Origin of the sequence: Halalkalibacter okhensis (assembly GCF_000787375.1) — a bacterium.
Taxonomy (GTDB): domain Bacteria; phylum Bacillota; class Bacilli; order Bacillales; family Bacillaceae_D; genus Halalkalibacter; species Halalkalibacter okhensis.
In genome coordinates this window covers 1-15607 of sequence record NZ_JRJU01000064.1, presented here as the reverse complement: position 1 = coordinate 15607, position 15607 = coordinate 1, and the positions used below count along the sequence as shown (strand labels likewise).

Genomic DNA, 15607 nt, shown 5'->3' with positions numbered 1-15607 from the left:
CCATATATGATTTGTCTTCTGTATTTCGGAGCAAAAACGATGTGATACTTACAATTCCATGTTGTGTGTGCTAAACTATTCATGTCCTTCACAGGGCATACCTCCTTCTATGGTGGAATGAAGTGGTCGGGAAACCAACTTTATCCTACCATGAAGTGAGGTTTTTTTAATACCACGCTAGAAGCTCTTTTGAACCCCCGGCATAGCCAGGGGTTTTCTAAACCACAATTAGACTCGAGGATCTTTCAATCCTCGAGTTTCTTCTTGCTATCTCTATGAAATTCCATTGACACTTGTAAGGAATCTGTTTGTTGGTTTTTTTCTCACTATGAACCTAGTTTCATGGATATTACGTAGTTTTTATTTTTACTTTTCATCATAAATCTATCACATTTTTCCGCTATAGTAAGAACGCTTGATTATAAAAGTAGGAGATAAGATGATGAATTATATTTTTGAAAGTTACAGTTACCAAGAGCTATGGAATATAGGGTGGCTTATCCTTATTTTTCTTATTACATTTTTTTATTTCTATGTCACTAAAAAAGTTGCTAATAGGACCAGTAAAGGAAAAGCCGTATCGTTTGTTATAGGAGTATGGGTTTTTTATGTTGCAGTAGGAAGTCCACTTCACTTAATCGGACACAACTATTTGTTTAGTGCTCATATGCTTGAACAGGCAATAGTCTATTTTGTGGCACCACCATTGATTCTTATAGGACTACCTAATCAATTAACTAAGCATCCTTTCATCTCCAGGTTACTAAGCAGGGGATTACTAGGAGTATTGAGCAAACCGATCATCGCATCGTTTTTATTTAATGGATTATTTTCCCTATACCATTATCCAAGTCTATTTGACTATTTACGTTTGAACCATCTATATCAATCTGTTTATCATTTAATTCTCACAATATTAGCTTTTACAATGTGGTTATCCATTCTTCATTCCAAAAGTAATTACGAGTTATCTGAATTGAAAAGTTTAGGCTACATTTTCTTAAATAGTGTATTAATTACACCGGTTTGCGCTTTAATTATCTTTTCTAATAACGTACTTTATACAACCTATATAAATGCTCCTCAATTGATCTCGTTCTTATCAATAAAAGATGATCAACAACTTGGAGGGATTGTAATGAAGCTGGTTCAAGAAGGGGTATTTATTACAATCATTGGAATACTTTTTTTCCGGTGGGCAAAAAAAGAAAGAAAAAAAGAAAAATAGTAGAAATACGAAATGAGGATGCTTCATAAAATTGATTACTATAAAGCGAGGTTTGTAATATGTATGATGTATTTAATTCTATTAGTCGATTATTATATGATCCCTTAATTCAACTAATGTATGGTTTTGATCATATTCCGCTTTTAGCAGCGCTTATTATTGGAATTCTAGCAGCTGCTGCACCGTGTCAATTCACCGGAAATGTAGGTGCCATTACACTCTATGGGAATCGGTCTATCCAAAAAGCTATTCCATGGTCAGAAGTTATATTCTTTCAACTTGGGAAAGTCGTTGTTTTTTCGGGGTTAGGATTACTAGTGTGGATATTAGGTTCTGAATTTCAACAAGAACTAATTGGTTACCTTCCATGGATACGTAAAATACTTGGGCCCATTTTTATCATAATCGGTCTTTATTTAGTTGGACTCATCACATGGAAATGGTCTATCGGTCTAAAACAAAGAGAAGCTGGTGATAAAAACAGAGGAAAATGGGGGGCATTTCTTTTAGGAAGTAGTTTTTCATTAGGATTCTGTCCAACCATGTTCTCAATCTTTTTCTTTTTGCTAATGCCGTTAACCCTTTCTACTTCATACGGATTCATCTTACCAACTGTGTTTTCGTTTGGTACATCGATTCCTTTGTTCATTACAATGTATCTCATCTGGACTTTTGGATTAAACGGGACACTTTTGAAAAAAGGAAGAAACATCGGAAAATGGATACAGAGAGTTGCAGGGGGCTTTCTGATCATACTTGGGATTTTAGATACAATAACTTATTGGGGGATTTAAGGAAGTATGTGTTGCATTAAACCATGATCTAATTCAAAAGGAAATTTATATTTTTTTCTTCAAAATTTCAACACAATTACCTTTTATAATATAAATAGATTTAAAAATTAGGAGGTATTTGACTATGGAAAATTTAGCTTATTATCTTCCACTATTATTATGTCCTTTAATGTTAGTGATGTTATTTTTCTTTATGAAAAGGATGTCTGATGGAAATAACAGTAATAAGAGTGAACCAAACGGAAAAGATTTACAAAAAAATATGAATCACTTAATGGAACAAAATCAAAAGTTGATGAAGGAAATTGATTCTTTAAAAAGGTCACAATAATGGAAGGGAGTACGTTTGGAGAAATTATCAATTTTTGTTCCGATCATACTTTTATTCTTACTAATAATTGCGATGATGATTCACTCTTATGCTACTATCAAAAGAAAACCAGAGGGTTATGAATTTTTGATTAATAAACAGAATGACCCCTTCGATAAACGGGAAAAAAGTAACTAACCTTATTGTAAGTTTATCCCACTTAACAAACTCACAATAGGTCTAAATTATAGTAAAATCAATCGGTGGAGGAGGCTTTTAATTGAGTTGTCTCCATTTTCTTCTTTTCAAGTAGATTTGTGTAAAAAAATATTTTATAAGTAAGATTCTTTATATAGAAAAGAGGGAGAACATGGACACTAAAATTCTAATTGTTGATGACGAATGGAATATGAGAAATCTAATTCGAATTCATTTATCCAAGCAAGGATATAACATAGTGGAAGCTGTGAATGGGAAAGAAGCGCTTAAAGAAATGAAATGTCATTCTTTTCAACTTATTATTTTAGATGTAATGATGCCAGAGATGGATGGTTGGGAAGTATGTGAAGAAATTAGAAAAGAAAATTTGGCTTTGCCTATATTAATGTTAACAGCTAGAACGGAGACAACGGACAAGGTGAAGGGACTCGATATTGGAGCGGATGATTATTTAACTAAACCTTTCAAACCAGAAGAACTTATCGCACGAGTGAATGCACTTTTTAAGAAGAGCTGTTGTAAAATCAAACAACGCAAACAAAACAACTCCATTTCCACGAGCTGAAAATGGATGTGGATGATCATAAAGTTTTTGTTCAAGACAATCCTGTTCATTTAACCCCTAAAGAATTTGAGTTATTAAAATTATTACTCTTGAATCCTAAGCAAGTGTTTAACCGGGACCAGTTACTTTTGAAAATTTGGGGAGTGAATTTTTTCGGAGATGAAAGAACGGTTGATTCTCACATAAAAAGTATTCGTTTGAAATTAAAGAAAGAAGGGCTGAGCTTTACTATCATCGAAACGGTTTGGGGTGTCGGCTATAAGTTAAAGGAAATAGACACATGAGATGGAATCGAATTGATGTAAAATTAGGGCTGACGATGATTACCGTTTTTTTATTAGTTTTCGCACCTTTTGTTTATGTCATTGATCAGGTTTTTTGTAATTATTATTACAATAAGGCAAAAGAGGAAGCTCATCAATTAACGTCAAATTATGCCCAGATGATAGCGAATAATCAAATGTTAATGTCAACGCCAATGGTCGAAATGGCAGGAAATATTACACAAAAAAAAATCTTCTTACTAGACGAAGATGGAGATATGATCACGTTTACAGGTACGGATGATCTGGAAATAAACATTAAAGAGTTCGACTTGCAAAACCTTTTTGAAGGAAGGCCTGTTTTCTATGAATACGTAGAACCGTTCACTGACATTCCTTATCTTTTGTATGGTCATCCAATAAATGCTGATCAATTCAAAGGTAGTCTGTTCATGTTATTTCCACTTAATGATATGTATGATTCGATGTCTACGGTAAGACAGTTGTTTCTTCTTGCTGGTGTTGGAGGTTTCTTTCTAGCTCTTGGGTTTACATTTATTGCTTCACGAAAGCTCTCGTCACCTTTACTTGAAATGCAGGCTGCAACAAAAAAGATTGCCAAAGGGGATTTAAATACAAAAGTGATTGTACGATCAAAAGATGAAATCGGTTCTCTTGCTGTTGGCATTAACAACCTAACTCAGGAACTAAAGAGGCACTATGATACAAGAAGTGAATTCTTTGCTAGTATTTCTCATGAGTTAAAGACACCGGTTTCATATTTAATGGGTTATTCGGAAGTCTTGAAAGAAAAGCTGTATCAGACGGAGGAAGAAAAAGAACAGTATTTATCAATCCTTGAACATGAAGCAACTCGATTAAATTATCTTATATCAGACTTGTTTGATTTGTCGAAGATGGAAGAAGGGAAGTTTGACATAAATAAGGAGTGGATCGATTTAACAGAACTTGCCGATAACCTCGATATGAAATATTCATTAAAAGCAAAAGAAAAAGATCTTCTATTTACGGTTAAAGTGGATGAAAACCTTTCCTTGTTTTATGGAGATGGAAAACGAATAGAACAAGTTTTTACCAACTTATTGGATAATGCGATGAGGCATACGACTAACGGTGAGGTAACCTGTGAGTTCAGGCAAGGTGATAATCAAATTAACATCATTATCAAAGATACCGGATCAGGAATTCCAGCCGACGAACTTCCATTTATTTTTGATCGGTTTTACCGAGTAGAAAAATCTCGCTCAAGAGAATTCGGAGGGACCGGATTGGGATTAGCCATCGTTAAAATGTTAGTAAAGTTACACGGTGGTACAATAGATATAACGAGTAAGGAAAACGAAGGAACCCAATTTACTCTTTCTTTTCCTAATGATATTGGGAACAAGGAGAGGGGAGAAAAGATATGAAATGGATAGACTGGGTCATTGTTAGTCTGCTTTTGCTTATTGGGTTAGTTTGTTTAAGTATGTCCTTAACGTTAACGACGGACGAGAATTTTATCATCTCTCTCCTAAAAATTTGTCTTTGGGTAGGAATTCCATCTCTAACGATTGGACTAATTTTTCTGTTGTTCAAAAAAAGAAAGTAAGCAATTGTATGAGAAAAAATAGGGATGTGTGTATGGAGTGTGGACAAAAAAAGACTTACTAGCCGGTCTTATTCTCTTTCTGACAATATTCATTTCACTGGTAGACGGTACTGCGGTTGAAGCCCATTCAGAAATAAAAGAAATAAGTCCGGGAATGAATGAAATATTGGACCATTCACCAGAACGTATTAGTGTTTTGTTTGCTGAACCTGTAGAAGTCTATTCAGAGTCTATTCGCTTAACCAATTCGATCGGATCAAACGTTCGAATCGGAAAAGCGGTGATTGATCCTACTGACAAACGTTTAGTAACATTACCGGTTGAAACTCTATTATCAGATGGCAGGTATACATTAGAGATTTTCGCAATTGCCATGGATGGACATGAAATTAAAGAGCGTTTCCAATTTGAAATTAAAAAGGAACAAATTTCAGAATTAGATTATTGGAGAAACCTAACCCTCGTTCAATCCGCTCCAGCAGATGGGGAGATCGTACCAACTTCTCCAAACAAAATTGAACTATGGTTCTCTGATGAGATAGAATTAGAGGTTTTTGCGATCTATGATGATAATCAAAGTTTAGTACCGATAGGAGAAACTTATGTAAATCCAGCTGATGCTTCCCACTATATAATAGAGCTAGACAAGAAATTATCAAAAGGGACATATGAAATTAATTGGTACGTACGTAAAGATAACAAAAGTAAAAATGGAATTTTCTACTTCGCAGTGGATGAAGTCACATCTATTACCCCTCCAGAGGGAAAAAGAGTTTCAATGGGGGGATGGCAACATGTCGGATTGATTGAATTTGCTAGTTGGCTGTCCTATCTGGGTGTTTTCATCTTGTTTGGTAGTATGGTTTTTCAATTATTGATTTCAAAAGGTAGTGAAAACACCAACCGGTGGAACAAGATGAAACGGATCTTCTTCATCATGAGTGTTGTAGGGTTTCTACTACTTATTACAATTCGGAAGGATGAAATTACTAATATTTCAGTAGTGGAGTTTATTCAATTTCAATTTGTTTGGGGCATGGTCCTTCAACTTGTCCTTGTACTTATTGCATTTTTTCTTAGGTCGATGATAGGACAGATATTATTGTTAGCTGGAACGATTATGATGTGGGCATTATCAGGTCATGCTGTATCAGATCGGTATGGTGGGCTTATCTCAATAACGTTAGATGCTTTGCATTTATTTTCTATTGCAATTTGGCTTGGTGGATTATTTGCATTAATAGTCATGATACCTAAAGAGGAAGGTTTAAAATGGCTAAAAGAAAATGGTCGAAAGTTCTCCAAGTACGCACTTATAAGTATATTTATTATGAGTTTAACAGGTATAGGAATGCTATTGCGTTATCTTCCTTCTTTTACTATGGACAGTTTAATGATAAGTAGTTGGGGGCAGTTTCTCCTTTTTAAGGTGATTTTATTTCTAGTTATAACTTTTATAGGATTCTATCAAATGAGATTATTGAAAAGCGGTATTGATCATAATCATACATCTCTTACCGCTATCTTAGGAAGAACCGAACTCATTATTGGAATGAGTATTCTTTTCTTTGCAGCATCAATGATCAACACGTCACCCAAGGCTGCTGAACAAGGAATTTATCCCACAGATCTTTATTCTCCTGTTGATGTCTCTGTATCACTGACACCATTTCAGATGGGATATAATGATTTAATTATAAAATTTGATCAATCAGAAGATATAAAGAATGTTGATGTTGAGCTTTTTATGCCACCTTTTATGACCAGAACGATAACCGCGTTTTCGTTAGGGGAAGGGACTTTTCAAGTGACTGGTGGACTATTACATGGTTCTGGTACGACCTATTTAAATATTCATGTCACTAAAACGAGTGGCGAAAACTTAATGATTCCATATGAAATACAAGTGCCCGGCGATATGTAATGCTTCGTTTTTGATTGCCGACACAACTGTATAAAGAATGTCACGCTTCTCACAGAAAGGGTTCTTAGATTTTTCTCTAAGGGCCCTTTACTGGCTATGAATATGCTTCTCTCCACTGTTTACTTTTGTACATAGTCAGATAACTATACTTTTATTGGTAAATAATGTTAAAGTAATTAAAGATTATTTCTCTAGTAGTGTCAAAATGATGATGATTCTACCGCTATTCTCAAGATGTCATACAGCTAAGGTTATGTTTTTTATAAAACTCGGTTAATCCATTTGAGTGTGCGACCCTTAAAGAATTCTTGGGTTGAAAACTAGTTTTAGAAGAGGGGGAGAAGATTGAAGATAAGGGGAAAACATATTATTTTATTTTTTGTCCTGTTCTTGACTGGTTTTATTTTAGTGGTGAATTATGAGTCTACAGATTCAGGTAACTATGATCCTCTGAATAGATTGAATTCGACATGGGCACAGGAAAATGAACTTAGAAACCAAATCATCATGGAACAATCCTTAAACAAAATGCTTCAAGAGGAGTTAAGGTTATATCAATATCAGGTACGGGAACTTGAAGAAAACTTAAGCACCGTTAATGAAAAAAGTGAAGAAAAAGCAGAAAATTTGCTCGAAGACATAGAGAGGTTAAGAAAGATTGTAGGACAAGTGCAAGTAACTGGACCAGGAATTGAAATCTCATTAGAGGATTCAGACTATTTACCTAACGGGGCTAATCCGAATGATTACATTGTTCATGAAGGACATATCCAACAGGTGGTCCAAGAATTATATGTTGCTGGAGCGGAAGCAATTGCCGTAAATGGGTATCGCCTAAGACATTCATCATTTATTCAATGTATAGGGCCTGTAATAAGTGTAGACGGAAATATTTCATCAGCTCCTTTTATTATTACGGCGATTGGGGATGCTGATCATTTAGAAGCAGCTTTAACCCTACATGGCGGAGTTCAGCATCAGTTAATTAATGATGAAGTAACAGTAAGAATACAGAAAAAAACTAATATTCTATTAGACTCTTACCTAACAGAAGGTTGATTACATGTGTATAAAGATAGTAAACATATTAATTTATGTAAATATTGAGACACACGAACCTTGGATTCGCGTTTATACACAGTAGTTCTTTATTTTTTTCAAAACTAGCAAACTGTTTTCTTAGATGTATCAAAGTTTTATCACATTTATATTTTAAAATAAAAGTAACGAAGGATAGTTGAAATAAGAAATATATTATGACCGAATTGAGTAGCAAGGATAATTTGGATTTAATCTAAGGAATCATTTAGTCTAAATAATTGGAGGTGTTTAATCATGATGATGAACTGGGGAATGATGAATCTCGGTATGATTTTGTACATGATCTTAGTAATTCTTATATTAGGTTTAATCATTTATGGTGGATTGGTATTAGTCATGAGACTTTTAAATAAAAAGGATTCTAACAATAATTCTCAAGATTGGGACCAAGATACATCACTTCAAATTTTAAAAGAACGGTTTGCAAAAGGAGATTTAACGCAAAGTGAATTCGAACAAAAATATACGTATTTAAAAGAAAAAAATTAAATTAAATCAGTATTTATCACAGTTTCATCAAAATTAAAGTCTAAACTAAAAATGTAAAATAAATTCAATACATTATTAAGAGGAGTGAATAACATGCGGAAAAAAACGAAAATGTTACTCTTTTCATTTGGATTATCTTCTGTTTTAGTCGTAGGAACAATGGGGTTCTCAGGAATATCTCAAGCTAATGAAAACCATGGCATGATGAATATGATGAATGGTGACATGATGAATATGATGGAAGGTATGAATTCCTTAGAAGGCGAGAATATGATGGAAGCATGCAATAACTTTATGGAATCATATGGAAGCGACGAGACTGAAACAAATTAGGAACTCTAAATAATTTTTTAGTATGAGAGGAAGGAGTACCCTTCCTCTTTATTTGTGCAACGTGCGTTCGCATATAGAAGACCTTTTCGTGACCTTCTTCATAAATTGCTGAATGCTAACAGGCAATAAATCTTTTCAAGGGAACAGAAAGTGTGGTCTAGACCTTCCTTAGTTTTCAAAAACTTCAAAAAGTCTAAATCTTCCATCGTTGTCATGAATGTCGATTGACAATAAAGTCGTTTAAATACAAATAAAGTTGTTACATTTACAATAAAGTTATTTAAAACGTCCAATAGGTTGTTCAACTAAAGGTAACGCTTTAACCAAATATCACATCTGCTATTAAATACACTTCACGCTCTTTATCTCCTTTCCCTCTTACAATCGCTGAACGATTCCCAACATTAATACAATCCTTATCTAATGAAACAATCTCACCAATTCTACATCCCGTCGAAAACATAAACTCAAACAAGGCCTTCTCCATCGGGGTATGGCAACCTTCCCTTAAATGTTCAATTTCACGTTCTGTTAAGAACTTTGGGATTCGTTTTCCTACTTTTGGTTCCGTGATTTTGGCAGCAGGATTAGTGGTTATATGACCTTCCTCGTATAACCAACGAAAAAATGATCGGATAAATCGAACACGATGAGCAAGACTCGATGGTTTTAATCCTTCGCTGGATAAAGCTAAGTAATCTTTAATACCTTGGGTTGTAACGGATTGGGGTTTAATATCTTGGAAGTGACGGACTAAGAGATTTGCTTGCAGTCGGTAGGCATTCAAGGTATGGGGCGAAAATCCTTCAATTCGTTTCTCAGCTTTGCATGCTTCCCAGGCTTTGGTTAGTTGCACAGCTTGTTCCCTCCTATGTATTATGTGTATTTTAAGGGGGGGATTTCCAATTTTATGAAAAACAAGAACGACAATTAGTCCTTTTCTGGTATTATTTATGTGTCAAGGTTGGTTACTTTGTGAAGAATTCACTTAAACTGAACGAAGCAGTTTAGTGCAATAAGAGTTGATGAGTTGTTTAATTATTTATTATGTAAGAGGTGATTTAATGCGAAGAGTTGAGGTTTTACCATATAGTGAGGAATGGTTAGAAATGTTTCGGGAGGAAAGTTAGAAACTTAAAGCTTTGTTTAAAAACGAAATTTTAAATGTGTATCATATTGGAAGTACCCATTCCAAATATTAAAGCTAAACCAGTAATTGATATTATGGTTGAGGTTACTAACATTAGTGAAGTTGATAAGTTCAATAGCGAGATGGAACAATTAGGCTATGAAGTGATGGGTGAATACGGAATTCCTAAAAGGCGTTTTTTTATTAAGGGTGGCGATAATAGAACTCATCATGTTCATTTTTACGAAGAAGGTAATGAAGAAATTGCTCGTCACTTAGCATTTAGGGATTATATGATTGCACATCCAGAGGAAGCTATAAAGTACAGTGAATTGAAACAAACATTGGCAGAGAAATCCCCTACAAATATAACTAAGTATATAGAAGGCAAGAACAATTATATTAAGGCAATTGATGATAAAGCAGAGACGTGGAGAAAAACTAACTTATTCAATTAACGGGTGCTAGAGCGGAACTCAAAGTTGTCAGTTGCAGCACCTAATGTTTATTTTGTTAACGAACTTCTCCAAAACTCAAGACTATAGACAACACTGGGATTGTAATAAGGCTCTCCCGCCACCTTTAAACAAAGACACCTAGTTACGATTATTTGAATCGTAACTAGGTGTCTTGTTTCATTCTTATTGTTATTCAAGTGTACCGACGATTGGTAAGTTTTCCAATACAGAAGAGCCGTGTGGAGATGCTGAAATTTCTTCTGTGTTGTCAGCACCAGCCATTACTCCACCAAAGTGTTCTCCACCTTCCCAAGCTCCAATATCTGAAACATCGTAAACGACTCCGTCAACCGCTACATAAGCGGGGTTTCCATCTTGCCCATTATACTCACTAAGTTCTTCCAGTGTGAATACTTGACCTTCTTCAACTGCTGAAGCTTCTGTTTCTTCTGTAGTATTTTCCTCTGTAGTTTCTTCCGGTGTCGACGTATCTGGTTCTTCAGTTGTTGTGTCCCCACCACAAGCTGCTAAAACAAAAGCCGTCATTGACAGTACTAATAAACCTTTAAATTTTTTCATCTTCTTGCCCCCTACATTTTTAAAAACTTTTTTTATATAGTTATATGTTAAATGTTATCTCCCCTCACTAAAAGAGATTTTGATTACATTTAACGTATTGTTCACTTTCCGTTAAAAATGTGGTCACTTTTTTGTCAAATATACTAATGGCAGAATGAAAAAATGGATATTACGCGAGGAGATTTCAAGTGAAATATAGTGGGATTTGTGAAATACCGTACTTAACTAAAGGGTGCTTATGTTGAAGAAGAAATTACGAAAAACAACAGATCTATTTGCTGCATAGTACAAATATACTGTTCAAAAAAAAGGAATTTCACAATCTGGCTATTATGGAATAAAACTTCAAAAGACTTTATTGTTATTTTTTAGTTCGATGGAAAATATTTTTTATCAAAAATTAAACAACTTTAATTTACCTCCATCCTTAAAGCAGGACGGGGGTATACGTATTTGAGGTTTTAAAATTAAATAACTTTATTTTCACTTCAAATGAAGTGGTCTTTTGTGGAAATGCAGAGAATAAAGAAGTATATATTTTTCAAGGTTATACATTAGTTCACATGTTCCCCCTTGTAAAATTCATTTTTTATGGCAATATTAAGGTAACAAAATGAAAATGGAAAGGGGGAGGAAGGAATGTTAAGTGATCGTGATTTGCACACCCTAGCAATAGAGGAAGAATTGATAACACCATATAATCCGGAGTATTGTGAAGGAGCGACTATCAACTTAACGTTAGATACAGTTGTTAAACGTTATTCTTCCAATGAGCCCATTATACTAGGTAAGGAAGTAACTGAGGATCACTATGAAAAGTTTGATATTTCTGTAGATGAGTTCTGGCTTGAACCAAAAGAATCTGTTTTGATTCAGACACATGAATTCTTAAAGGTTCCCCATAATATGACTGCTCGCATATATGAGCGGTATGGAGTAAAGTCTCTGGGTCTAATGATTAGTCCTGCTCACTATATGAATCCCGGGTATCGCGGACAAATTAGTCTAATTGCAGTAAACAATACACCCGTTCGTTTTAGACTTATTCCTGGTATTAAAATTTGTCAATTGGCGTTATTCGAGTTGAAAACAGAACCGCTAAAACCTTATGAAAAGCAGGATGCGAGATACATGGACGCTACAGAGGTTAGTATTTCTAAATTACATTTAGATGATGAAATCCAAGATTTTCTTAAAGAAAAAGGAGTTAAGAAAGTTTCTGAAGAAATGGCCAGTGACTTAGGTAAACACTTAATGTCTCATATTAAGTTAGCTGCAAAAGAGTTAGCTGATATTGCGAGAAAAGAGTTTAAGAAAGGCAAAAAGGATAAATGAGTAATTTAAGGGAAATAGTCAGAAGGCATGTCATTTCAGAAACTAAACAAGAATTGTCCGCTGAAAATGTTGACCAGGATGCTATGGTTCAATTTCTTATTAAAGAGGGCCATATTGACAAGAAAGTTGATTCTATTTTAGATGCCTTTAGAGATGAGCTTGAAAAAGACTCTCCCAAGTCGATTAAAAGGAAAAGAAATAAGTTTGTATACGCTAGCCTAAGCATATTGTTGACTATCCTTATTGCGTACGGTGTTAATGAGGAGTATTGGGTAGTTGTAGCAATCGTAGCATTAATAAATATTGTCATTCATGCTTTTTTTACGTTTTGGAGTGAATGAAGATCCTAACAGTATTTAACCCCTATCTCCGACACTATGAAATATGTACTTTGTACAAGAAAACCGAAAGTTCATTTGAATTTCAAATGAACTTTCGGTTTTTGCTTTTATACAATTATTAAATTCGAAATGTCTTTCGTTTATCAGATTCATAGGTTTTTCACGCTTGGTGTGATATTAGCAACTTATATCCCTCCAATTAAAAAGCCACTAAAGAATACATTTTTAAAATTTGGGTAAAGTATTTTATACATCAAAGAATTCTGCATAACGAATACTCCCCTGCATGGAAGTGCTTGGGGAGTATGACACATTATTGAAATACACATTTCAAGAAATACTTAGATAAAGAAATAGATTTGTTATTCTTCTAATACAATTGCTGAAATTCACCTTTGAAAAAAAGATTGTAACATCCCATCCCCGCAAGAAAAATATCAATTAGATTAACAAAAAGTTATGGTTCGTAAAATATTGAATTAAACTCAACTACTCATAGTTAATCTAGCAAAGTAACTATCGGCCCCATTAAAATTAACCCAACTTTCTTTTATTTCTCCCTCATTCAAGAATAACTAGGCTTAATTCATCTTCCAAAGTTAATTAGAGAAATGAACTTAATTTAAACATTAAGTAAGCATATGAAATGAAACTGTAATATAAATGCTCAAAAATTTCTCTTCCTAAATGGTAAAATGATTCAAGATACGACAAGAAAAAAGAAATTCTATCAGAATTCAGCAAAATCCACCATGGATAAGTTTTATAAATCAGAGAAACTACTTAGTTGATCTTTAAGCTATGCTCCAATCTTAATCTATGAAGCTACTGTTAAGAATTTCATATGAAATTCTTAACAGTGGTTTTGACTTGAAAATAAACTTGGATTAATATTTGAACTTTTTAATATTAACTAAACGAAATCTTAAAGACTATCAAGGAGAGAATATTGTATGAAAAAGAACGCCAGGGCTATAGTGATAACTCTATTGCTAGTAGGATCTCTTACCGTAGATCCTTTAAACCAGACAGTATTAGCAAACAGTGATATAGAAAGCAAATTATCTAACATTGAAAAAGAACGTGAAGAAAATAAAAAAGAAGCTGGGGAGAAGCAAAAAGAACTCGAACAATTAGAGCGAGAGAAAAAAGAAATCATAAATGAAATTGAACGATTAGACCATGAGTACGCAGAAACGAATCAAAAAATTCGCGAGAAGCGTGCAGAGATTAACCAAGTTAGAGAAAATATAGAAAAGTTACAAGCAGAAATAATTATCATTGAAGAACGTATAACAGAACGTGACAAATTGTTAAAAGATCGAGCTCGCTCTATGTATCAGTCAGGTGGCTCAATTAATTATTTAGAAGTAGTCTTAGGGGCCAAATCTTTTGGTGATTTCTTAGACCGTTTGAGTGCCTTAGCAGTCATAGCCCAGCAAGACCGTAATATTTTAGATGCCCATATTGAAGATCATCTTGAGTTAGAGAAAGCTAAAGAGAAGGTAGAAAAAGAGCTGCAAACATTAGAAGGGCATTTGATAGAATTAGAAAATTTGATGGAAAAGCTTGAGAAGCAGCGTGATGAGAAAGAAAAAATAATGAAATTAGTCGAAAAACAAGAGGACGAGCTACATACAGATCTAGGTGAACTCGAAGGAGCAGACGAAATTTTACGTGCTCAAGAACAGGCACTTAAGAATGAATTAGCTGCACACGAAGAACGTCTACGCCGCGAAGCTGAAGAAGAACAAAAGCGTCAGAATGCCGAAGCTGCTGCAACAACATCTAGGAGTAATTCAGGAAGTGCGAACAACTCAAATTCCAATAATTCGAATGGAAGTACGTCTCAAGTCCATAGTTCACCGTCAGTAACTAGCTCTGGTTTTATGCGACCGGCAACAGGCTCGATCACATCAACATATGGTCCTCGAGCTGTTTTTGGTGGACAAATGCATTATGGAATTGATATTGGTAAAAATGGACGGACTGGTGATGTTCCTATTGTTGCTGTTCAAGAAGGAACAGTTGTCCAGTCTTATTATTCATCAAGCTATGGTAACGTGGTATTAATTGCTCACCAGGTAGATGGACGATTAATTACAACCTTATACGCTCATATGGAGAATCGTGAAGTTTCATCTGGACAACGTGTGTCAAAAGGTCAACGTATAGGACTTATGGGGAATACAGGCCAATCATTTGGTGCACATCTTCATTTTGAAGTGCATGAAGGTGGATGGAATGCGGCAAAGTCAAATGCTGTTGATCCGTTTCGTTATATACCAAGATAAGATATTAAAGGAGGGATGATTATTTTCATTCCTTCTTTTTTTATCCTTTTATATTCTGAAATTCTTAAAGTTAGTATGCATACTTTTTTGATCCCTCCTTCTGTTCAATAAGTGTTCAATTTCAACGAAGTAATTAACTTGATTACCGTAGGGGGGTATGGTAAATTTAGTTTGAAAAGAAAATATCATATCATTCATTTTAGGAGGTTAAAATAATGGAACAAAAAACATTAAAAGTGAACGGAATGTCATGTGGGCATTGCATAAGTACAATAGAAAACAATATAGGAAAGTTAAATGGTGTCAACTCAGTAAAAGTTATGCTGTCTGAAGGGAAAGTAAACCTTAATTATGATTCTGGTGTTATTTCATTAGATCAAATTATTCATGAGATTGAAGAACAAGGATATGATGTAGAATGAAGTAGTTGCATGGGATCATATAAGTGAGGTCGCACGATTTTAGTACGACCTTCTTCACTATTTTCATTAGCTTTATCTAAATGAAGATACTTATAGAACAAAGAAGAATCTGTGATGTATCTCACATATTTTCTTTACATTCTTTTGGTAATCTATAAGGGAAATATGATCACAATAACAGTATTATTCGAATTGTAAAGGAGGGGAATCA

The 15607-nt window shown here is 34.3% G+C and carries 19 protein-coding genes; 16 read left to right on the top strand and 3 right to left on the bottom strand.

All coding sequences use genetic code 11. The features are described from left to right. Nucleotides 1-83: transposase (locus LQ50_RS25120; protein ID WP_202595412.1), on the bottom strand; the 83-nt coding region annotated here is incomplete at its 3' end. 359 nt (nt 84-442) lie between these two features. On the opposite strand from LQ50_RS25120, the gene LQ50_RS23220 reads away from it, so the two are divergent. The 11 genes from LQ50_RS23220 to LQ50_RS23175 all read left to right on the top strand — a co-directional run bounded on the left by LQ50_RS23220 (nt 443) and on the right by LQ50_RS23175 (nt 8838). Further along, the gene (locus tag LQ50_RS23220) at nt 443-1228 is read left to right on the top strand and encodes a cytochrome c oxidase assembly protein (RefSeq protein ID WP_070808174.1); all 786 of its coding nucleotides are present in this window, start codon (nt 443-445) and stop codon (nt 1226-1228) included. Nucleotides 1229-1287: 59 nt separating this feature from the next. Then, nucleotides 1288-2022, top strand: a complete 735-nt coding sequence (locus LQ50_RS23215; protein WP_034634016.1) for a cytochrome c biogenesis CcdA family protein — start codon at nt 1288-1290, stop codon at nt 2020-2022. Nucleotides 2023-2146: 124 nt separating this feature from the next. Further along, the gene (locus tag LQ50_RS23210) at nt 2147-2353 is read left to right on the top strand and encodes a hypothetical protein (protein ID WP_003322284.1); all 207 of its coding nucleotides are present in this window, start codon (nt 2147-2149) and stop codon (nt 2351-2353) included. Between the two features lie 349 nt (nt 2354-2702). After that, nucleotides 2703-3116, top strand: coding sequence for a response regulator transcription factor (locus LQ50_RS26145; protein ID WP_237563785.1), 414 nt, complete (start codon nt 2703-2705; stop codon nt 3114-3116). A gap of 2 nt (nt 3117-3118) precedes the next feature. Continuing rightward, nucleotides 3119-3400 carry a winged helix-turn-helix domain-containing protein gene (locus LQ50_RS26140; protein WP_237563784.1) on the top strand — a complete coding sequence of 94 codons (282 nt, stop codon included), beginning with the start codon at nt 3119-3121 and terminating at the stop codon, nt 3398-3400. After that, nucleotides 3397-4809, top strand: a complete 1413-nt coding sequence (locus LQ50_RS23200; protein WP_034634015.1) for a sensor histidine kinase — start codon at nt 3397-3399, stop codon at nt 4807-4809. Before LQ50_RS26140 ends, LQ50_RS23200 begins: the two co-directional genes overlap by 4 nt. Continuing rightward, the gene (locus LQ50_RS23195; protein WP_003322280.1) at nt 4806-4991 is read left to right on the top strand and encodes a hypothetical protein; all 186 of its coding nucleotides are present in this window, start codon (nt 4806-4808) and stop codon (nt 4989-4991) included. Before LQ50_RS23200 ends, LQ50_RS23195 begins: the two co-directional genes overlap by 4 nt. Before the next feature lie 37 nt (nt 4992-5028). After that, nucleotides 5029-6915, top strand: a complete 1887-nt coding sequence (locus tag LQ50_RS23190) for a copper resistance CopC/CopD family protein (RefSeq protein WP_081728081.1) — start codon at nt 5029-5031, stop codon at nt 6913-6915. Nucleotides 6916-7260: 345 nt separating this feature from the next. Beyond that, nucleotides 7261-7974, top strand: a complete 714-nt coding sequence (locus tag LQ50_RS23185; protein ID WP_003322277.1) for a DUF881 domain-containing protein — start codon at nt 7261-7263, stop codon at nt 7972-7974. Nucleotides 7975-8250: 276 nt separating this feature from the next. After that, complete coding sequence (locus tag LQ50_RS23180; protein ID WP_003322276.1) at nt 8251-8505, top strand: SHOCT domain-containing protein; 255 nt, start codon at nt 8251-8253, stop codon at nt 8503-8505. 93 nt (nt 8506-8598) lie between these two features. After that, the gene (locus tag LQ50_RS23175; RefSeq protein ID WP_003322275.1) at nt 8599-8838 is read left to right on the top strand and encodes a hypothetical protein; all 240 of its coding nucleotides are present in this window, start codon (nt 8599-8601) and stop codon (nt 8836-8838) included. A 319-nt stretch (nt 8839-9157) separates the two neighbouring features. Here LQ50_RS23175 and LQ50_RS23170 read toward each other — a convergent pair whose 3' ends face one another. Continuing rightward, nucleotides 9158-9694, bottom strand: coding sequence for a site-specific integrase (locus tag LQ50_RS23170; protein WP_052002371.1), 537 nt, complete (start codon nt 9692-9694; stop codon nt 9158-9160). A gap of 320 nt (nt 9695-10014) precedes the next feature. On the opposite strand from LQ50_RS23170, the gene LQ50_RS23165 reads away from it, so the two are divergent. Beyond that, a complete protein-coding gene (locus tag LQ50_RS23165) occupies nt 10015-10425 on the top strand; it encodes a GrpB family protein (RefSeq protein WP_003322273.1) in 411 nt (136 codons plus the stop codon). 189 nt (nt 10426-10614) lie between these two features. Here the strand turns inward: LQ50_RS23165 and LQ50_RS23160 are convergent, their stop codons facing one another. Beyond that, complete coding sequence (locus tag LQ50_RS23160; RefSeq protein ID WP_003322272.1) at nt 10615-11004, bottom strand: cytochrome b5 domain-containing protein; 390 nt, start codon at nt 11002-11004, stop codon at nt 10615-10617. A 639-nt stretch (nt 11005-11643) separates the two neighbouring features. Here LQ50_RS23160 and dcd point away from each other — a divergent pair. From dcd to copZ, 4 genes are all read left to right on the top strand, one after another. Next, complete coding sequence (gene dcd, locus LQ50_RS23155) at nt 11644-12339, top strand: dCTP deaminase (protein WP_003320838.1); 696 nt, start codon at nt 11644-11646, stop codon at nt 12337-12339. Then, nucleotides 12336-12680, top strand: a complete 345-nt coding sequence (locus LQ50_RS23150; protein WP_003320839.1) for a hypothetical protein — start codon at nt 12336-12338, stop codon at nt 12678-12680. Before dcd ends, LQ50_RS23150 begins: the two co-directional genes overlap by 4 nt. A 953-nt stretch (nt 12681-13633) precedes the next feature. Further along, nucleotides 13634-14974, top strand: a complete 1341-nt coding sequence (locus tag LQ50_RS23145; protein ID WP_003321467.1) for a murein hydrolase activator EnvC family protein — start codon at nt 13634-13636, stop codon at nt 14972-14974. A 215-nt stretch (nt 14975-15189) separates the two neighbouring features. Continuing rightward, nucleotides 15190-15396 carry a copper chaperone CopZ gene (gene copZ, locus LQ50_RS23140; protein WP_003321466.1) on the top strand — a complete coding sequence of 69 codons (207 nt, stop codon included), beginning with the start codon at nt 15190-15192 and terminating at the stop codon, nt 15394-15396. Nucleotides 15397-15607 lie beyond the last annotated feature (211 nt).